The organism is Bradyrhizobium sp. CIR18 (genome assembly GCF_014198295.1).
GTDB lineage: Bacteria > Pseudomonadota > Alphaproteobacteria > Rhizobiales > Xanthobacteraceae > Bradyrhizobium.
Genome location: NZ_JACIHF010000003.1, coordinates 376,347 through 395,471, shown reverse-complemented (window position 1 = coordinate 395,471; position 19,125 = coordinate 376,347). Strand labels below are relative to the sequence as shown.

The window sequence follows — 19,125 nt, the reverse complement described above, 5'->3', positions numbered from 1 at the left end:
CTCCGGCTTTGGACTATGCGGCGAGAAGCAGGATTTCGCGCACCTGCGCCGGGCCTTCGATCTTGCGCGGGTTGCGCGGGATCCAGTTGGTGCGCATCGCCTGCTCGGCGATTGTCTCGAAATGCTCGGGCGATACACGCACCTCCGCGAGGCTGCGCGGCATGCCGAGCGAGCGGATGAAGGCATCGAGCACGTCGGCGGCGTTGAGGCCGGGATAGCCCATGGCAGCGGCGACGATCATCTGCCGCTCGGCATTGGCGCTCGCATTCCAGCGCATCACCGCCGGCAGCATGATGCAGGAGGTGTAGCCGTGCGGCACGTCGAAGGCCGCGCCCAGCACGTAGCCGATGCCGTGGCTCGCGCCCATGGGAACGCCGGCCGCGAGCGCGCCCATCGACAGCCAGGTGCCGATCTGCGCATCCATCCGCGCGTCGAGATCGGCGGGGTCGGCTTTTACCCGCGGCAGCGCGTCGGCGAGCATGGCGAGGCCCTTCACCGCTTGCGCGTCGGCATAGGGATGCGTCTCGCGCGAGCAGATCGCTTCGACGCAATGGTCGATGGCGCGGATGCCGGTCGACAGGAACAGCCATTCCGGGGTGTGCACGGTGATGGCGGGATCGAGGATGGTCGCGCGCGGCACGGCGAGCGGATGCCGCAGCATCTGCTTCACATGGGTGCTGAGGTCGGTAACCCCCGCGATTGAGCTGAACTCGCCGCCGGCGATCGTGGTGGGCACGCTGACCTGGCGCACGGTCGGCGCCGTCATCTCCGGTGCGACGCCCTTGTGCACGCGGATCCGCTCGATGCCGTCGATATCGTCGATGCCGTTGGCGAGGCAAAGCTGCACCGCCTTGGCGCCGTCGGTGATCGAGCCGCCGCCGACGGTGACGATCAAATCGGCGCCGGTCTCGCGCGCCGCGTTGGTTGCCGCGATCACCGCCTCGCGCGGCGTGTGCGCCGGCATGGCATCGAACAGGCCGGCGCAGCGGGGGCCCAAAGCCTGCTTGATTTTCTCGATTTCGTCGGTCTGCCGGTTCAGCGTGCCCGAAACCATCAGGAAGGCGCGGCGCGTTCCCAGCCGGTCCATCTGCGCGACGATGGCCTCAGTTGCAGGATGGCCGAACACGACCTCCTCGATCGCGCCGAAAACGACACGTCCCTGGTGCACGCCTGTCCTCCCGGACAATTCGTCTTGTTCTTGTGAGGGCAATCTAGCCGAGCGGATGGCGTTCGTCATGTGCGAAGGCGCTGGCTCTCTCTCTTACCCTCCCTCCAGGAGAGTAGGGCGATCGCATATGGTGTGCACGATGCGGCGGCATTGGCGGTCGGCTCCCTCTCCCGCTTGCGGGGGAGGGCTGGGGTGGGGGCTGTCTCCGCATTGGGATTGTTGAGAATTGCGGACGATGTCCCCGAGTGGTGACAACCCTCACCCGCCGCGCTCTGCGAGCGCTTCGGCCTCTCCCGCAAGCGGGAGAGGCCGAGCAAGCCCGCGGCCCTCACGAAATCCATACGCGATAGCCCTACCCAGGGGAGGGTGGCGTCGTGCCTTCGTCACCGGTCTCGTATCGCCCGAGAGAGCTCCACTCACCCCCTGTCAACCCGCCATCCGGTCAGGGCGCGCTCGGAAGCCCTGCACGCGCTTTGGTCTTGAAGTGGTCATCAACTCCACCCATCTTGGGACGCCCGCGGGTAAATGCCTACCCTGCTTTTTCTGCGGCTTTTGACATGCGGACGATGCGAGGACCTGGGATGGCTGGACCGGATGGAAGCGAGCGACTTGTCAAAAAGCACGAATTCGTCCAGCCGCGGCATTGCGCACTAGCGGGTCTCCTCGTCGCTTCATTCGCGCTCACCGGTTGCGGGCAGCCCGCCTCGCAAGGTGCTGCCCCGCCGCCGGCGCCCGTGACGGTCGCCCAGCCGGTCAAGCGCACCGTTACAGATTGGGACGAGTTCACCGGCCGCTTTGAGGCGGTGGAGGAGGTGCAGGTGCGCCCGCGCGTCGGCGGCTTCGTCAACTCGGTCGAATTCCAGGACGGCGCCATCGTGCGTCAGGGCGACCTGCTCTACGTGATCGACCCGCGTCCGTTCGAGGCGGTGGCCACGCAGGCGGAAGGGCAGCTGTCGGATGCCCGCGCCAAGGTGGAGCTTGCCAAGCGCGAGCTCGACCGCGGCCTCAGCCTGGTGCAGACCAGCGCCGTCTCCGAGCAGGTCGTCGACCAGCGCCGCCAGGCCCTGCAAGCTGCGCATGCGGCGGAGGTGCAGGCTGAAGGCGCGCTGAAAGCCGCCAGATTGAACATCGAATTCACCCATGTGGCGGCGCCGTTGACCGGCCGCGTCAGCCGCCATCTCGTCAGCCCCGGCAATCTCGTGCAGGGCAGCGACAATGGCTCTTCGACCCTCCTGACCTCGATCGTCACGCTCGACCCGATCTACGTCTATTTCGACATGGATGAGGCGACTTTCATCAAATATAGCAAGCTGTGGTTCGAGGGGCGGCGTCCGAGCTCGCGCGATACGGCCAATCCCGTGCAGGTGACGCTGGCCGGCGAAACCAAGCCGTCGCATGAAGGCACCATCAACTTCCTCGACAACCGGCTCGACGTTTCCACCGGCACGCTACGCAGCCGTGCCGTGGTCAAGAATACCGATCTGTCGATCCTGCCGGGCCAGTTCGGGCGTGTCAGGCTGATCGGCAGCGCGCCCTATGAGGCGTTGCTTATTCCGGATGCTGCCGTCGCGACCGACCAGTCCCGCAAGATCGTGTTCGTGGTGAAACCCGACGACACCGTCGAGGCGCGTCCCGTGGTGCTCGGGCCGCTCGATGACGGCCTGCGCGTGATCCGCGAAGGATTGAAGGCCGAGGATCGCGTCATCGTCAACGGCATCCAGCGTGCCCGTGTCGGAGCCAAGGTTGCCCCGCAGACCGCGCAAGCCCCGGCCGGTGGCAAGTCATGAATCTCGGTCGTCTCTCCATCAACCAGCCCATCCTGGCGATGGTGCTGTCGATCGTTCTCCTGATCGTCGGCGCGATCGCCTACACCACGCTGCCGGTCTCCGAATATCCGCAAGTGGTGCCGCCGACCGTCGTCGTCACCACGCAATATCCCGGCGCTTCCGCGCAGACCGTGTCCGACACGGTCGCAGCTCCGATCGAGCAGGAGATCAACGGCGTCGAGGACATGCTGTATCTCTACAGCCAGGCAACCTCGAACGGCCAGCTCACCATCACCGTCACCTTCAAGCTCGGCACCGATCTCGACAAGGCCCAGGTGCTGGTGCAGAACCGCGTCGCGATCGCGCAGCCGCGCTTGCCCGAGGAGGTCCAGCGCAACGGCGTCACCACCCGCAAGAACTCGCCCGACATCCTGATGGTCGTGTTCATGCTGTCGCCGGACGACACCTTCGACCAGCTCTACATCTCCAACTACGCGCTGCTGCAGGTCCGCGACCAGCTGCTGCGTCTCGACGGCGTCGGCGACATCCAGATCTTTGGCGCGCGCGACTATTCGATGCGGCTGTGGCTCGACCCCGATAGAATTGCCAATCTCGGTCTGACCTCGGCCGAGGTTCTGGCCGCGATCCGCGCCCAGAACGTGCAGATTGCGGGCGGCCAGATCGCCGAGCCGCCGATTGCCGACCGCGCCTTCCAGCCTAACCTCACCTTCACCGGCCGCCTGAAGGACCAGAAGCAGTTCGAGGACATCCTGATCAAGGCCGGCTCCGACGGCCGCGTGGTGCGGTTGCGCGACGTCGCCCGCATCGAGCTCGGTGCGCTCGCCTACAGCACCAACAGCTTCCTGCTGCGTAAATCCGCCGTCGCCATGCTGGTGACGCAGCGGCCGGGATCGAACGCGCTCGCGACGGCAAAGAACATCTCCGACACCATGACGAGGCTGAAGGAGAGCTTCCCGAAAGGTCTCGACTACAATATCGGCTATAACCCGACCGAGTTCATCGCCCAGTCCGTCCACGAGCTGATCAAGACCATCTACGAGGCGATGCTGCTCGTGGTCATCGTCGTGCTGGTGTTCCTGCAGGGCTGGCGGCCCGCGATCATTCCGATCATCGCGATCCCGGTGTCGCTGGTCGGCACTTTCGCGGTGATGGCGGCGCTGGGCTTCTCGATCAACAATCTCACTTTGTTCGGTCTCGTCCTCGCGGTCGGCATCGTGGTCGACGATGCCATCGTGGTGGTCGAGAACGTCGAGCGCCATCTCGAGCACGGCATGAGCCGGCGCGACGCCGCGCTCAAGACCATGGAGGAGGTCGGCGGCGCGCTGGTGTCGATCGCGCTGGTGCTGTGCGCGGTGTTCGTCCCGACCGCGTTTCTGGGCGGTATTTCCGGGCAGTTCTTCCAGCAATTCGCCGTCACCATTGCGGTCGCGACGGCGATCTCCTGCTTCTGCTCGCTGACACTGTCGCCGGCGCTGGCCTCGCAGATCCTGGTGCCGCACGAGGAGAAGCGGCCGCCGGCAAGCTGGAATGTCGTCGCGCGGGCGTGGGGCGCCTTCACCGCGGTCTTCAACCGTGTGTTCGACCGGCTGGCGCACGGCTATGCCGGCCTCGCCGATTTCGTCATCCGCCATGCGGTGGTGATGATCCTGATCTACGTCGCGCTGATCGGCAGCGCCGGCTGGCTGATCGTGACGACGCCGCAGGGCTTCATCCCCGCGCAGGACCGCGGTTATGTCATCGTCTCCGTGCAATTGCCCGGAGCGGCATCGCTGGCGCGCACCACCGAGGTCGTGCGCGAGATCGAGCGGATCGCGCTGGACACGCCTGGCATCGTCCGCGTCGCGGCCTTTGCCGGCTTTTCCGGCGCGACGCGCACGCAGGCGGGTAATGCCGCGGCGCTGTTCCCGGTGTTCGATGAACCGGAGGCGCGGATCAAGAAAGGATTGACGGCCAACGCCATCACCGGCGAGCTGCGCAAGCGGCTGCAGGCGATCCAGGGCGCCTTCATCATCGTGATTCCGCCGCCGGCCGTGCCTGGCATCGGCACCGGCGGCGGCTTTACCATCCGCATCCAGGACCGCCAGGGCCGCGGGCCTGAGTTGCTCGCCGCGGCCACCGACGAGCTGGTCGCCGCGGCGCGCAAATCGCCGTCGCTGCTCGGCCCCACGGTGTTCTCGCCGTTCTCGGCCAACACGCCGCAGCTCTTCGTCGACATCGACCGCACCAAGGCGCAGAAGCTCGGTGTTCCCATCTCCAATATCAACGACACGATCCAGAGCTATTTCGGATCGACCTATGTCAACGACTTCAACCTGTTCGGCCGCACCTATCACGTCACCGCGCAAGCCGACTTCCCGTTCCGGAAAGAGCCCAGCGACCTCGCACGCCTGCGCACGCGCAACGCCGCCGGCGACATGGTGATGCTCGGCAGCGTGGTCGAGTTCAGGGACGTCTCGGGTCCCGACCGCGTCGCGCGCTACAATCTCTATGCGGCGTCCGAGCTCCAGGGCGAGCCGGCACCGGGCACCAGCTCGACCACGGCGCTCAACACCATCAAGAAGCTGGCGGACGACACCTTGCCGAGCGGCTTCACCTTCGAATGGACCGATCTGTCCTATCAGCAGATCACCGGCGGCAATGCCGGCCTCTACGTGTTTCCGATCTGCGTGCTGTTCGTCTACCTCGTGCTCGCTGCGCAATATGGCAGCTGGACACTGCCGTTCGCGGTGATTTTGATCGTGCCGATGTGCCTGCTCGCTGCCACCATCGGCGTGCGCATCATGGGCCAGGACGTCAACATCCTCACCCAGATCGGCTTCGTCGTGCTGGTGGGGCTGGCGGCCAAGAACGCGATTCTGATCGTCGAGTTCGCGCGCGACATCGAGAACGAAGGCAAGCCGCGGCTGGAGGCGGTGATCGACGCCTGCCGCTTGCGCCTGCGACCGATCCTGATGACGTCCTTCGCCTTCATCCTCGGCGTGCTGCCATTGGTGATATCGAGCGGCTCCGGCTCGGAAATGCGGCAGGCCGTCGGCGTCGCCGTCTTCTTCGGCATGATCGGCGTCACCCTGTTCGGCCTGTTGTTCACGCCGATCTTCTACGTGGTGGTGCGGAACCTGGCGGAAGGGCGGAATGAGGGGAAGAAGCCGCAGGTGGCGGGCCCCTAGTTGTCGGTGGCGGCCACTTGCGTCCCCTCACTCCCAGTGTCGTCCCCGCGAAAGCGGGGATCCAAAGCCACAGGGAGCAGTTTGGCGAAGACTCGGAGCTGCGAGCTTCGCCCCAAACCTCTCCCTGTGGTTATGGCGACGAGCGCAAGCGCTCGCGCCGGGATCCCGGATCTTCGCTTCGCTCGTCCGGGACGACAGCTCATTTTGTCGCGCCATCCGCGATGCCAATTGGCACACGCCCATACTAACGACCAACGCGAAATGGATGGGCAGGCGCGGGGTTCTTCACTAGTATCCGCGCGATTTCAAAACAGAAAACTGCTGGGAGCTAACAGATGAAATCAGCACTTTTGGCCGCCGTCGCAACCTCTGCTCTGGTGCTGGCAGCGCCGGCCTCCGCGCAAGGCGTCAAGATCGGCATCCTCAACGACCAATCCGGCGTCTATGCCGATTACGGCGGCAAATGGTCGGTCGAGGCGGCCAGGATGGCGATCGAGGATTTTGGCGGCGAGGTGCTCGGCCAGAAGATCGAGCTCGTCACCGCCGACCACCAGAACAAGCCTGACCTCGCGAGCTCGATCGCGCGGCGCTGGTACGACGTCGAGAACGTCGACATGATCACGGAGCTGACGACCTCCTCGGTCGCGCTCGCGATCCACGAGCTCTCCAAGGAAAAGAAGAAGATCGACATCGTCGTCGGCGCGGCGACCTCGCGACTCACCGGCGATGCGTGCCAGCCCTACGGCTTCCACTGGGCTTATGACACCCGCGCGCTCGGCGTCGGCACCGGTGGTGCGCTGACCAAGGCCGGCGGCGACACCTGGTTCTTCCTCACCGCGGACTACGCCTTCGGCTACGCGCTGGAGAAGGACACCAGCGAGATCGTCACCGCCAATGGCGGCAAGGTGGTCGGCTCGGTGCGCGTGCCGCTCAACTCGTCGGACTTCTCCTCCTTCCTGCTGCAGGCGCAGAGCTCGAAGGCGAAGATCGTCGGTCTCGCCAATGCCGGCCTCGACACCACCAACTCGATCAAGCAGGCGTCCGAGTTCGGCATAGTCGCCAGCGGGCAGAAGCTTGCCGGCCTGCTGATGACGCTTGCCGAAGTGAACGGCCTCGGCCTGCAGGCCGCGCAAGGCCTGGTGCTGACCGAGGGCTATTACTGGGATCTCAATGACAAGACCCGCAATCTCGGCGAACGCTTCCTCAAGCGCACCGGCCGGATGCCGAGCATGATCCACGCCGGCACCTACTCCGCGACGCTGAGCTATCTCAAGGCGGTCAAGGCCGCCGGCACCAAGGATCCGGAAGCCGTCGCCAAGAAGCTGAAGGAACTCCCGGTCAACGATGACTTCGCGCAGGGCGGCAAGGTGCTCGAGAACGGCCGCATGGTCCACGACATGTATCTGTTCGAGGTCAAGAAACCCTCGGAATCGAAGAAGCCCTGGGACTATTACAAGCTGCTCGCCACCGTCCCCGGCGACAAGGCCTTCTTCACGGCCAAGGAAAGCGGCTGCCCGCTGACGAAGTGACGGCTCTCGTGTCCCGGACGGGCTGCAGCGTGAAACGCTGCTGCGCAGAGCCGGGACCCACGCTCGTGCCACAAACTCTCTGTCGTCCCCGCGAACGCGGGGACCCATAACCCCAGGGGGAAGTTGTCGCGCGGGCTGATAACTTCGAGTCTTCGCCAAACCTCTCCCTGTGAGTATGGGTCCCGGATCAGCGCTCCGCTTCGCTACGCTTGTCCGGGACGACGCGAAACGTGGGGCCGCAGATCATCCCTCACACCATCCGCAACACCACCGCTCCAAGCGCCCCCGCCCACAGCGCCATGGCGGCGAGCGCCTGGATCGCAAAGCCGGTGCCGCGCTTGGCTGCCGCCTTCGTATAGCCGATGAAGTAGACGACGCGGCCGATGATCCAGACCGCGCCGATCGCTGCCGCGATGCCGTCGCCGATATAGATCGCGAATAGCCAGAGCGCCGGCAGGACAATCGGCATCCATTCCAGCGTGTTCATCTGGATGCGGAAGGCGCGTTCGAAATCCGGATGGCCGGACATCGCCGGCACCTTGACGCCGGTCTTGGTGCGCGAGCGCGACACGTTGATGGCGGTGAAGAAATAAAACGCGATCGCCAGCAGCGTGACGAGGGCGGTGAAATGATACATCGCTGGTTCCTTCAAACAGACCGCGCTTCAATACCCGGTCAGCTCGAGATAGCCAACGCCGTCATGCGTCCCGGCAAAGCTGATCGGCCCCTCCCAATAGGAGAAGCCGGTCCCCATCCAGGCCCTGGGATTGAGCGGCTTGCAGTGGATCGAGAACGATCGCGACGGGATCGCGATCTGCCACTCCACCGGCAGCTTGCGTCCCGCAACCTCCGCCGTCGCCTTCGGGATCATCTGGATGTCGTCGCCCGCGATCATCTGCGTTTCGCCGGCAGCGCTGATCCAGTTGCCGAACGGATAGTCTTTGCCGTCCTTCTGTCGCAGCCGATACAGCATCAGCTTGTCGCCTGACGACAGATGCAGCGACAGCCAGTCCCAGCCGGTCTGGTCGGCGTCGAGCGGCTGGCTGCTCCATTCGCGGTCCATCCAGGCCTGGCCCGTCACGTCCACCGGTTTGTCGTCGATGGTGAGCGTGCCGCGGGCGCGGTAGAACGGCTGGCTGTAATAATAGGACGCCTGCCCACGCTCCGACTTGCGGCTGTAGCCGCGATCGCCCTGTAAGATGACCGGCCGGTCGGCCTCCAGCGTCAGCGCGTAGCTAAAATCGGTGCTGGACGCCTTCAGCGCCACCGGCGCCAAAGTGCGATCGTCGGTGCGCTCAAAACCCTTCATCTCCCAATCATCGATCCAGGCATCGAACGGCTTTGCCGTGACGCCGGCCTGCCCCACGCCGCCGCGTGAAAAGACTTCGTTGAAGCGGTGGGTGTCGGCGCGCGTCACCGCGGCGTGCGCCATCCACACCTGTTGATTGGCCCAGCCTTCGCCTTGCGGGCCCGGCTGCGCCGCCTGACGGAACAGCGTCCATTGCAGGCCGCACGCCGCGCCGCTGCCGTCGACGAGGTTTGCCGTCAGATACCACCATTCGATACGAAACTCCGGATGCGGCCCGTGATCGCCAGGAAAGGCAAACAGCTTTCCCGGCGTCACCTTCCCAAAGCCATCCGCTTTCTCACCGAGCCCGGCATAGCCCTGCGCGCTGGCGCGGCGTGCGAGCACCAGCGCGGCGATGCCGCTGGCGAAGGCGCGGCGCGACATGCGATCAGCGCTCATTGGCAAACACCTTGACGAGATTTTCCGGCTGCATCCGCGCCAGCCGTGCCACCGGCAACAGCGCCGCAAGCAGCGACGCGAGCAGCGCGACCGCGACCAGCTCAACCAGCTGCAGCGGGAATACGTGGAAAGGCAGCCGCCAGCCGAACGCCTTCACGTTCACGATCGCGATCAGGCACCACGCCACCAGGAGGCCGAGCGGCACGGCGAGCAGCGCCGTGAACAGCGCCACCGACAGCGTCTTGGTCAATTCGATCGCGGCCAGGCGCGGCCGGGTGATGCCGATCGCCCACAGTGGCGCGAGGTGCGGCAGGCGGGAGTTCGCCAGCGTGAGCAGGCTCGTGAACAGCGCGATCCCGGCGACACCGAGCGTGAATGCGTTCAGCGCCGATGTCACCGCAAAGGTGCGGTTGAAGATGCGGATCGATTCCGCCTTCACCGTCGCCTGGTCGGCCACACTGCGGTCGTCGAGTGCGAATTGCTTCTGCAAGGCCGCGATCAGGCCGGGAATGTTCTCCTTCGCGACGATCAGGCCGATCCGCGTCTGTGGCGTCTGCGGAAACTGCCGGATCAGCGCCGCGACGTTGACGGTGAGTTGCCCCCTGGGATTGCCGTAATCGGCATAGATGCCGACGATGTCGAGCTCCCATGTCCCGCTAGGTGCCGGCACCTCGACGACGTCGCCGATGCGGACGTTGAGGCGGCGGCTGAGCTGCTCGCTGATGAAGGCGGCATTGCCCGGCACGAGCCGGCTCCAGCCGCGCGGCGCGGCTTCCAGCAGCGGCCAGCGCTCGCGATAGAGCGCGTGGTCGGGCAGGCCGAGCAATTCCACCGGTTGGCCCTGAACCTGCGCCTCGGCACGGCCGCCCGACAGGATCGCCTGCACGTCGCTGCGCTCGCGCAGCCAGTTGCGGATGGCAACGCCTTGCGCATTGTCGGAGGCGCTGATGTAGACGTCGGCTGCGAGCCGTCCGTTCAGCCAGCCGAGGAAGGTGCGGCTGAAGGTTTCCACCATGGTGGACACCCCGACATTGACGGCGAGCGCGAGCAGCAGCGCCATCAGCGCGAGCGACAATCCGGAAAGCTGCTGCCGGCTGTCCGCCCAGAACCACAGCGCAAGCGGCTTTCTCGCGGCGCGCTGACCCGCGAGCAGGATGATCTCGAGCAGCGCCGGCAGGATCAGCGCCGCGCCGAACATCAGCGCCGCCAGCACGCCAAAGCCCGCGATCAGGGATTGCCCGTACTGAAGCAACAGCAGCGCGACCGCGAACACGGCGCAGGCCGCACAGCTCTGCAGGATCAGCCAGCGGCGCTGCCTCTGCTGCCAGGCGTGCGGCTGCGCGGTCGCCAGCACCGGCATCCTGATCGCCTTGATCAGGCTGGTCGCCGCCGCAACGAGCGCGCCCGCAATGCTGATGCCGATGCCGGCGAGCCACCATTCAGGCTGTAAGGTCAGCTGCCCCGGGATCTGAGCGCCATAGAGCCCGCGCAGTGACGCCGCGACGTCGGGCAGCAGCACGGCCGCGATGAAATAGCCGCAGACGAGCCCGATCAGGCCGGCGATCAGCGCCAGCGCCACGAGCTCGATCACCAGCACGGTGTTGACCAGCCGCGCCGAGGCGCCGCAGGCGCGCAGCGTTCGCAACATCGGCAGCCGCTGCTCGAAAGCGAGGCCGACGGCCGAGTTGACGATGAACAGCCCGACGAAGAACGACAACAGGCCGAACGCCGTGAGGTTGAGATGAAAGCTGTCGGTGAGGCGCTCCAGCTCGGTCTCCGCGTTCGGCTCGACCAGCTGCAATCGGTCGCCGACCACGCTTGCCAGCGGCGCAGGCTTGCTCTTGGGCTTGCCGATCAGAAGCCGCGACAGCTGATCCGGCTTGTTCAGCAGACGCTGCGCCACGCCGATATCGACCACCAGCACGCCGGGCGCGAGCTGCGGCAGCACGCGCAGCGGCGGCAATTTCGCGCCGTTGCTGATCGGTGGCGCAGCGCCATCCGCTTCCTGCAAGTCGCTCAGCGTCTCCCGCCCCACCAATGTCTGGCCCGGCGGTGCAACAAAACTGCCCAAATCCGCAGCACCGAGACGCGGTGCGTTGCCGATTTCGAGCGGCAGCGTCACCGGCTCGACCCCGAGCAGCCGCACCGAGCGTCCGTTGATCTGGACCCGGCCCTCCAGCGCCGGCGACACCGACCAGCCGGCGCGGCGGAGCTTGATGAACAGCTCCTGGGGAAATGTCGAGCTAGCAGGCGCGACCAGCATGGCGGTGCGGACGCCGCCGAACGTCGCGGCGGCGCGGTCATAGGCGTTGCGGGCCTGCTGGTTGATGGCCTGCACGCCGCTCCACAGCGCGGTCGCCGCGATCAGCCCGACCAGCAGCGTCGCGAACTGCATCTTGTGACGCCGCCAATGGCTGAGCAGCACCGCGAGGACCCAGAGCGCGCGTCTCATGCGATCCGCCCCGCATGCAGGCTGAGATGGCGGTCGAGCGTGCCGGCCAGATGCAGGCTATGGGTCACCATCAGGAAGCCGCAGCCGGTGCGCGCGACCAGGTCGCGCGTCAGCGCCAGCACGTTCTCGGCGGTGGCCTCATCGAGATTGCCGGTCGGCTCATCCGCCAGCAGTAGCGACGGCCTTGTCGCCAGCGCCCGGCCGATCGCGACCCGTTGCTGCTGGCCGCCGGACAATTGCTCGGGATAGCGCTTCAGGAGAGCGCCGAGCCCGAGCCGTTCGACCAGCTCCTTGGTCCAGGCTGCATCGTGACGGTCGGCGATCCGCGCCTGAAAGGCCAGATTGTCCGCGACCGACAGGCTCGGGATCAGGTTGAATTGCTGAAAAACCAGACCGATCCGGTCGCGCCGCAAGCTGGCGCGCCCTGCATCGGACAGCGCGGTGACCTCAATGTCCTCTAGCCGGATCGCGCCGCCATCGGCGGCATCGAGTCCCGCGATCAGGTGCAACAATGTGCTCTTGCCGCTGCCGGACTCACCCGTCAGCGCGACGCGTTCGCCGGCCCTGAGGTCGAGATCGACGCCGCGCAGCACATGGACCGGCTCGCCGGCCGAGGAGAAGGTCTTGGAGAGATTCTTGATGCTCAACACGATGAATGGCGCCGGGCGGAATGAGCGGAATTGCTGCGTAGCACACTTGCTGCGGAAATGCCGGGTTGCGTTGGTCTCGAAGCCGTTGTTAGCTCCCAAGACAGCCAAATCAGAAAAGTGCCAAAAACCAAAAGACATCGACGGGGGAGAATCATGAGCGTTGAGGGAACGACGGAGGTAGCCGGCAAGGCGATCGGGACCAAGGGAACGCCAAAGGGCGCCTGGACCGTCACGTTTCTCCTCTTCCTCTTCATGGTCGTGAACTTCGCTGACAAGATCGTCGTCGGTCTCGCCGGCGTGCCGATCATGACCGATCTGAAGCTCACCCCGGAGCAGTTCGGCCTGCTCGGCTCCTCGTTCTTCTTCCTGTTCTCGATCGCCGCCATCGTGGTCGGCTTCATCGTCAACAAGGTGCCGACGCGCTGGGTGCTGCTCGTGCTCGCAGTGATCTGGGCGCTGGCGCAGTTTCCGATGGTTGGCACCGTCTCCTTCACCACGCTGCTGATTTGCCGCATCGTGCTGGGTGCCGGCGAAGGCCCGGCCTTCTCCGTCGCCGCGCACGCCATCTACAAATGGTTTCCCGACGAGAAGCGCACGCTGCCGACCGCGATCCTGTCGCAGGGCTCGGCCTTCGGCGTCATCCTCGCGGTGCCGGCGCTGAACTGGATCATCGTCAACCATTCCTGGCACTACGCCTTCGGCGCGCTCGGCGTCGTCGGCCTGATCTGGGTGTGTGCCTGGCTCGCGCTCGGCAAGGAAGGCCCGCTGGAGGACACGCAGGTCCTCGCCGCGACCGAGCAGAAGATCCCTTACTTGCAGCTTCTCACCTCTCGCACCTTCATCGGCTGTGTCGCCGCGACCTTCGGTGCTTATTGGGCGCTCTCGCTCGGCCTGACCTGGTTCACGCCGTTCATCGTCAAGGGGCTCGGCTTCTCGCAGAGCCAGGCCGGCTTCATCTCGATCCTGCCCTGGGTGTTCGGCGCCACCATCGTCATTCTCACCGGGTGGATCTCGCAGGTGATGATGGCGCGCGGCTACAACACCCGCGTGGCGCGCGGCGTGCTCGGTTCGGTGCCGCTGGTGATCGGCGGGTTGATTCTGGCGACGATGCCGCACGTTCAGGGCGCGGGCCTCCAGATCGCGCTGCTCGTGGTCGGCTCTGGCCTGTGCGGGGCGATCTATGTGGTCTGCCCGCCGATGCTCGGCGAGTTCACGCCGACGTCGCAGCGTGGCGCGATCCTTGCGATCTACGGTGCGCTCTACACGCTGGCCGGCATCATCGCGCCGGCCGTGATGGGGGCGATGATCCAGCGTGCCGGCAGCACGGTCGATGGTTACATGGCCGGCTTCACCATCAACGCCGTGATCATGGTCGGCTCCGGCCTGCTCGGCCTGCTGCTGCTGTGGCCGAACTCGGAAAAGGCCAGGCTGACGCGCGGTGCCGCCCCGCAGCCAGCTGCGCTGAAGGGCGTGGTGTCGCCGACGTAAGGGGCTGCTCTCTTACCCTCCCCTGGAGGGGGAGAGCGCGAAGCGCGAGCGGGGTGGGGTGATCTCTCCGCTCGGGCACCGTTGGTTGGGGAGAGACTGTCACCCCACCCCGTCTCACATTTCGCCTGCGCTCCGTGTGAGCCGACCTACGGGCGAGCTACGGTCGTCCCGGACCCCTCCAGGGGAGGGTAAGCAACAACGCCGCTAGCTCGCGAGCCCCTGCGCCCCACGAATCAACTTCCCCGGCCGCCTGCCCGTGGCCTCGCCGTGCCGCCGCGTCACCACGCCTGAGACGATCGTCGCCTCGTAGCCGTCGACGTCCTGCAACAGCCGCCGCCCGCCGACCGGCAGATCGTAGTGCACCTTCGGCGGATGCAGATGCAGACGGTCATAGTCGATCACGTTGACGTCGGCCTTGTAGCCGGGCGCAATCAGGCCGCGATCGGTGAGACCGACCGAGAGTGCGGTCTTGCGCGACTGCGCCGCGACCACGAATGGGATCGACAGTTTCTCGCCGCGCGTGCGGTCGCGCGTCCAGTGCGTCAGCAGATAGGTCGGGAAGCTCGCATCGCAGATGATGCCGCCGCCGTCGGACAGGCCCGGCACCGATTGCGGGTCGATCAGCATCTCGCGGGTCGCGTCGAGATTGCCGTCGGCATAGTTGAGGAACGGCACGTAGAGCATGCCGCGGCCCTCGTCCGACAGCATCGCATCATAGGCGAGCTCTTCCGGCTGACGGCCCTGCTTGCGCGCCTGCGGCCCCAGCGCGTTCTCCGGCGGCTGCTCGTAATCGGGGGGATCGCCGAGCAGAAACATCTTGTCGTAGTTGGGCCGGAAGAACAGTGGATCGTCGGTGGCGGTTGCCGTCTCGCTCAGGATCGCCTTGCGCACATCGCTCTGTTGCAGCCGTGCCAGCCGCTCCTTCAAGGGAAGATGCGCGATCGCCCTGTAGCTCGGATGGGTCTGGAACGGATTGCGCGACAGCTCGAGCCCGAGCAGCAGGCCGACCGGGCGCGCTGCGATCTGCGCGGTGATGGAGAGGCCGCGCTTCGCCGCTGCATTGATCTCGTCCAGCGTCTGGCGCCAGCGGTTTGGCGATCTGTCGTTCTGTGTGATCGAGAACGAGATCGGGCACTTCGTCGGGTCGGCGACCCGCAACATCATCGGCAAATCTTCGTGGATAGTGGAGAGATCGAGCACGAATTGCAGCACGCTGCGGCCCTGGCTGTGCATCGCCTCGGCGATCGCGGTGAGCTCGTCCTCGCCGGCCTTCAGCGTCGGTGTGAAGTCGCCGGTCGAGGTGCGGTGGTTGAGCGTGCGCGAGGTCGAGAAGCCGAGCGCGCCGGAGCGCACCGCCTCGCCCGCGAGCTTGGCCATCGCCGCATTATCCTCGGCGGTCGATGGATCGCGGCGCGCGCCGCGCTCGCCCATGACATAGACCCGCAGCGCCGCATGCGGCAGCTGCGCGCCGACATCGATGTCGAAATCGCGCTTGGAGAGCCAGTTCATGTAGTCCGGAAAGCTCTCCCACGCCCACGGAATGCCGGCGCTCAGGACAGGCTCGGGAATGTCCTCGACGCCTTCCATCAACTGGATCAGGCGGGTGTGGTCGGCGGGCTTGCACGGCGCGAAGCCGACGCCGCAATTGCCCATGATCGCGGTGGTGACGCCGTTCTGCGAGGACGGCGTGATGTCCTGGCTCCAGGTGACCTGGCCATCGTAATGGGTGTGCACGTCGACGAAACCCGGCGTCACCAGTTTTCCGCGGGCGTCGATTTCCTCGGCACCTTTGCCAGAGACCTTGCCGACCTCGCTGACCTTCCCGCCGGTGATGGCGACATCAGCCTCGAACAGCTCGCCGCCGCGACCGTCCGCGACGGTGCCGCCGCGGATCACCAGATCAGGATTGCTCATGTGTTTCTTCCCGTTTTGTTTCTTGTTTCTTGTCGTCGTCCCGGACAAGCGCGCCCTAAGCGCGCGCAGATCCGGGACCCATAACCACGGGGAGATGTTTTGCGACGACTCGGAGTGACCACCTCGTGCCGCAACTTCTCCCTGTGGTTATGGGTCCCCGCGTTCGCGGGGACGACAGCTCAATTTGTGGCGATACCGGCGACTCAATTTGCCTTGGCCCGCTTCCGCTCCGTGAACGGCGACAGCGCCACCGTCGCGACCATGAAGATCACCGACGCGCCGAATACCCAGTGCGGTGCGCTCTGGTCCATGATCCAGCCGAACAGTAGCGGGCTGATAATGCCGCCGAGATTGAAGCCGGTGGAGACGATGCCGAAGGCGCGCCCCGCGGCGCCGGGAGGTGCTGCGTTGCGCACCAGCATGTCGCGCGAGGGAGCGATTACGCCGGAGAGGAAGCCTGCGAGCGTCATCGCGGCAGTCAGCGCCCAACCGGGCAGCGTCACGAGCGCGATCAGCAGCACGATTGCCGCGTTCACGGCAAAGCAGGCCGCGGCGACATAGCCGTGGCGTTCGGTGTGGTCGGCGAGAAAACCGCCGGCCAGCACGCCGGCGGCGCTGGCGCCAAGGAATGCCGTCAGCATGACGTTGGCGGCCGAATAGGACGTGCCATAGCCGCTCATCAGCGCGACAACGCCGAAATTGTTGATACCGGCGACCGACAGGCTGAGCAGCATGAACAGCGCCGTCAGCACGATCAGCGCCGGCGTGATGACAGCCTGCTTCGGTGCGTTCTCCGCGCCCGGCTTCTTCTTGCTGGCGCCGGCGTCGGGAATGTTCATGACGAGCAGCAGCATCGCCACCGCAATGCCGATCGCACCCGAGGCGATCAGCGCGCCGACGCCGCCGGACAGGGTGACGAGTGCAGCCACGATCGCCGGCGCCACCGCGCCGCCGAGAAACCCGGCAAAGGTGTGGATCGAGAAGGCGCGGCCCATCCGTGCCTCGTCCATGTGCTCGGCCAGGATCGCGTAGTCGGCGGGGTGGTAGACGCTGTTGGCGAGGCCCAGCAGCACGGCGCAGGCGATCAGCGAGGCGTAGCTGAGGTGCAGACCAAGCAGGATCAGCGCGAAGCCGCCGAGCGTGAGGCCGGCCAGCAGAATTCGCCGCGCGCCAAAATGGTCGACGAGATAGCCGGTCGGTGCCTGCGTCAGTCCGGACACCACCGCGAACACGGTGAGCGCGAAGCCGAGCTCGATATAGCCAACGCCGAGCTGCGCCTTGAGGAACGGGAACAGCATCGGCAGGACCAGCAGATGGAAATGGCTGACCCAATGCGCGATCGAGATTCCGGTCAGCGTGCGTAGTGCGGTGTCCGCCTTGCCTTGCTGCGGTGCGGCGAGAACGTCGACCATTGCAATTCCGGTTTCACTCCCTGGAAGGCGCGCAAACTATCGGGGAGAGCGGTTATTTGTCCATGAACGCAGGCGCATGGCAGGTAGTGCGGGTGGTAGAAGAGCGCGTTGAGGTGCCTCCACGCCGTCGTCCCTGCGAAAGCAGGGACCCCCATACCGCGTGATGTCTCGATTGTGATCGGTTGAAGTGCCGAACGACGATCTCCGCAAAACTCCTCCCTGTGGCTACGGGTCCCTGCGCCCCGTGCGCAATTGCGCACTAGGCATGGACGACAGCGGAGTTTGGGGCCGCCCTCACAACGGGTCGTCATCCGGACCGTAGCGGTCGCGTTTGGGCGTCGCGATGTCGCCGTCCTCGTAGTCATCGTCATCGAGAGGAGGCGGCGGTATCTTCACCTTGTCTTCCGCCCGCTTTTTGTCAGCGATTTTGGGCGGCTCGCTTGGCTTGCCGATCTTGGCCATGGCTGTTCCCGGATGGTGATGCTGCATCCGATCCTATACGGAACATATGTGTAGTTTCTGACCTATCGCAAGCAGGCCGTCAGTGCACCAGCGGCCCGCCCGCCTTCTTCCAGGCATCCACGCCGCCGGCGATATGGGCGGTGTTGGAAAGGCCGGCCGCCTTGGCGGCGGCCACCGCCATCGCCGAGCGCTCGCCGAAGGCGCAGAAGAACACGATGCGGCGGCCGGTGGCGGCGGCGACCTCGCGCAGCATGCCGCCGGGCTTGAGGCTCTCCTCGACGGACGGATAGGGCGTATGCAGCGCGCCTTCGAGCATGCCGTGCTTCATCCGCTCGTTGGTCTCGCGCAGATCGACCAGCAGCATATCGGGCCGGCCGAGAATGCGGATCGCCTCGACCGCGCTGAGCGCGCGGCCTTCCTTCTCCAGCTCCTCCTGATGCAGGCCGACATGCATGTTGGCGGGCACCGCCACGTCCATCATCTTCGGATTGGGCAGCTTCAGGTTGGCCATCAGCTCGATATATTCGTCGACCGAGCGCACCTGGAGCCGCGGGTTGTAGCGCTTCTCCTCGCCGATGGTGGAGACGGTGTCGCCCTTGTAGTCGTGCGCCGGGAATACCATCGTCTCGTCCGGCAGCTTGAGCAGGCGGTTGAAGATCGATTCGTATTGCGCGCGCGATGAGCCGTTCTGGAAATCGGTGCGGCCGGTGCCGCGGATCAGCAGCGTATCGCCGGTGAAGACGCGATCGCCCATCAGATAGGAATAGGAATCGTCGGTGTGGCCGGGCGTGTACATCACGTCGAGCGACAGGCCCTCGATCGTCACCTTGTCGCCGTCGGCGACCCGCATCGCCACCACGTCGGCCTTGGTCTGGTCGCCCATCACGGTCATGCAATGGGTGCGGTCGCGCAGCTCGCCGAGGCCGGTGACGTGGTCGGCATGCAGATGAGTGTCGACCGCCTTGACCAGCTTGAGGTCGAGCTCGCGCAGCAATTGGCAGTAGCGGTCGACTTTCTCAAGCACGGGATCGAGGATCAGCGCCTCGCCGCCGGGGCGGCTGGCGAGGACGTAACTGTAGGTGCCCGAAACGCTGTCGAAGAGCTGGCGGAAGATCATGGCGGGAAGTCCGGCGGTGGAACTGGTTTCGAGGATTCTACTACGTTCCGGGCCGGAAAGAGAAGTAATTCACTGGGCGGATCGCAAGTTTTGGAAGATTTTTGCTTTGCAGGATCGAATCTCCGATTGGACGCGATGGCCGTCCCACAAGTTCAGTGTCGTCCCTGCGAACGCAGGGACCCATCACCCCAGGGTGGAGTTTGGCGAAGACCAGCCGTTCGGTGCGCCTGCC

At 65.6% G+C, this 19,125-nt stretch carries 13 protein-coding genes; 4 read left to right on the top strand and 9 right to left on the bottom strand.

Annotated features, from left to right (window positions below; all coding sequences use genetic code 11):
• Nucleotides 1–13: 13 nt before the first annotated feature.
• Nucleotides 14–1,168, bottom strand: a complete 1,155-nt coding sequence (locus tag GGD65_RS14815) for an iron-containing alcohol dehydrogenase (protein ID WP_183235725.1) — start codon at nucleotides 1,166–1,168, stop codon at nucleotides 14–16.
• Between the two features lie 581 nt (nucleotides 1,169–1,749).
• On the opposite strand from GGD65_RS14815, the gene GGD65_RS14810 reads away from it, so the two are divergent.
• The 3 genes from GGD65_RS14810 (at nucleotide 1,750) to GGD65_RS14800 (ending at nucleotide 7,651) form a co-directional block, all read left to right on the top strand.
• The gene (locus tag GGD65_RS14810) at nucleotides 1,750–2,955 is read left to right on the top strand and encodes an efflux RND transporter periplasmic adaptor subunit (protein ID WP_177236856.1); all 1,206 of its coding nucleotides are present in this window, start codon (nucleotides 1,750–1,752) and stop codon (nucleotides 2,953–2,955) included.
• A complete protein-coding gene (locus GGD65_RS14805; protein WP_183235724.1) occupies nucleotides 2,952–6,122 on the top strand; it encodes an efflux RND transporter permease subunit in 3,171 nt (1,056 codons plus the stop codon). The genes GGD65_RS14810 and GGD65_RS14805 overlap by 4 nt, the downstream gene beginning before the upstream one ends.
• 335 nt (nucleotides 6,123–6,457) lie before the next feature.
• Nucleotides 6,458–7,651, top strand: a complete 1,194-nt coding sequence (locus GGD65_RS14800) for an ABC transporter substrate-binding protein (RefSeq protein ID WP_179733004.1) — start codon at nucleotides 6,458–6,460, stop codon at nucleotides 7,649–7,651.
• A 250-nt stretch (nucleotides 7,652–7,901) separates the two neighbouring features.
• Here GGD65_RS14800 and GGD65_RS14795 read toward each other — a convergent pair whose 3' ends face one another.
• From GGD65_RS14795 to GGD65_RS14780, 4 genes are read right to left on the bottom strand one after another with little or no spacing between them, the layout of a single operon-like run.
• On the bottom strand, nucleotides 7,902–8,288 hold the full coding sequence (locus GGD65_RS14795) for an MAPEG family protein (RefSeq protein WP_018316810.1): 387 nt from the start codon (nucleotides 8,286–8,288) through the stop codon (nucleotides 7,902–7,904).
• Nucleotides 8,289–8,315: 27 nt separating this feature from the next.
• The gene (locus GGD65_RS14790; RefSeq protein ID WP_183235723.1) at nucleotides 8,316–9,398 is read right to left on the bottom strand and encodes a lipocalin-like domain-containing protein; all 1,083 of its coding nucleotides are present in this window, start codon (nucleotides 9,396–9,398) and stop codon (nucleotides 8,316–8,318) included.
• Nucleotides 9,388–11,850 (bottom strand): FtsX-like permease family protein, encoded by a 2,463-nt coding sequence (locus GGD65_RS14785; protein WP_183235722.1) that lies wholly within the window; start codon nucleotides 11,848–11,850, stop codon nucleotides 9,388–9,390. Before GGD65_RS14785 ends, GGD65_RS14790 begins: the two co-directional genes overlap by 11 nt.
• On the bottom strand, nucleotides 11,847–12,500 hold the full coding sequence (locus GGD65_RS14780) for an ABC transporter ATP-binding protein (RefSeq protein ID WP_183235721.1): 654 nt from the start codon (nucleotides 12,498–12,500) through the stop codon (nucleotides 11,847–11,849). Before GGD65_RS14780 ends, GGD65_RS14785 begins: the two co-directional genes overlap by 4 nt.
• Nucleotides 12,501–12,653: 153 nt before the next feature.
• Here GGD65_RS14780 and GGD65_RS14775 point away from each other — a divergent pair, with 153 nt between their 5' ends.
• Nucleotides 12,654–13,988, top strand: a complete 1,335-nt coding sequence (locus GGD65_RS14775; RefSeq protein ID WP_092251637.1) for an MFS transporter — start codon at nucleotides 12,654–12,656, stop codon at nucleotides 13,986–13,988.
• Between the two features lie 204 nt (nucleotides 13,989–14,192).
• Here the strand turns inward: GGD65_RS14775 and GGD65_RS14770 are convergent, their stop codons facing one another.
• The 4 genes from GGD65_RS14770 to GGD65_RS14755 form a co-directional block, all read right to left on the bottom strand.
• Nucleotides 14,193–15,902, bottom strand: a complete 1,710-nt coding sequence (locus GGD65_RS14770) for an amidohydrolase family protein (protein WP_183235720.1) — start codon at nucleotides 15,900–15,902, stop codon at nucleotides 14,193–14,195.
• Nucleotides 15,903–16,105: 203 nt separating this feature from the next.
• Nucleotides 16,106–17,314 carry an MFS transporter gene (locus tag GGD65_RS14765; RefSeq protein ID WP_183235719.1) on the bottom strand — a complete coding sequence of 403 codons (1,209 nt, stop codon included), beginning with the start codon at nucleotides 17,312–17,314 and terminating at the stop codon, nucleotides 16,106–16,108.
• Between the two features lie 294 nt (nucleotides 17,315–17,608).
• Nucleotides 17,609–17,776 carry a hypothetical protein gene (locus GGD65_RS14760; protein WP_018316817.1) on the bottom strand — a complete coding sequence of 56 codons (168 nt, stop codon included), beginning with the start codon at nucleotides 17,774–17,776 and terminating at the stop codon, nucleotides 17,609–17,611.
• A 79-nt stretch (nucleotides 17,777–17,855) separates the two neighbouring features.
• On the bottom strand, nucleotides 17,856–18,893 hold the full coding sequence (locus tag GGD65_RS14755) for an MBL fold metallo-hydrolase (RefSeq protein ID WP_018316818.1): 1,038 nt from the start codon (nucleotides 18,891–18,893) through the stop codon (nucleotides 17,856–17,858).
• Nucleotides 18,894–19,125 lie beyond the last annotated feature (232 nt).

Coding starts and splice junctions, on each gene's coding strand:
- GGD65_RS14800 (WP_179733004.1), top strand. CDS start 6,458: ATGAAATCAGCACTTTTGGCCGCCGTCGCAACCTCTGCTCTGGTGCTG.
- GGD65_RS14795 (WP_018316810.1), bottom strand. CDS start 8,288: ATGTATCATTTCACCGCCCTCGTCACGCTGCTGGCGATCGCGTTTTAT.
- GGD65_RS14755 (WP_018316818.1), bottom strand. CDS start 18,893: ATGATCTTCCGCCAGCTCTTCGACAGCGTTTCGGGCACCTACAGTTAC.
- GGD65_RS14810 (WP_177236856.1), top strand. CDS start 1,750: ATGGCTGGACCGGATGGAAGCGAGCGACTTGTCAAAAAGCACGAATTC.
- GGD65_RS14765 (WP_183235719.1), bottom strand. CDS start 17,314: ATGGTCGACGTTCTCGCCGCACCGCAGCAAGGCAAGGCGGACACCGCA.
- GGD65_RS14760 (WP_018316817.1), bottom strand. CDS start 17,776: ATGGCCAAGATCGGCAAGCCAAGCGAGCCGCCCAAAATCGCTGACAAA.
- GGD65_RS14805 (WP_183235724.1), top strand. CDS start 2,952: ATGAATCTCGGTCGTCTCTCCATCAACCAGCCCATCCTGGCGATGGTG.
- GGD65_RS14775 (WP_092251637.1), top strand. CDS start 12,654: ATGAGCGTTGAGGGAACGACGGAGGTAGCCGGCAAGGCGATCGGGACC.
- GGD65_RS14790 (WP_183235723.1), bottom strand. CDS start 9,398: ATGAGCGCTGATCGCATGTCGCGCCGCGCCTTCGCCAGCGGCATCGCC.
- GGD65_RS14770 (WP_183235720.1), bottom strand. CDS start 15,902: ATGAGCAATCCTGATCTGGTGATCCGCGGCGGCACCGTCGCGGACGGT.
- GGD65_RS14785 (WP_183235722.1), bottom strand. CDS start 11,850: ATGAGACGCGCGCTCTGGGTCCTCGCGGTGCTGCTCAGCCATTGGCGG.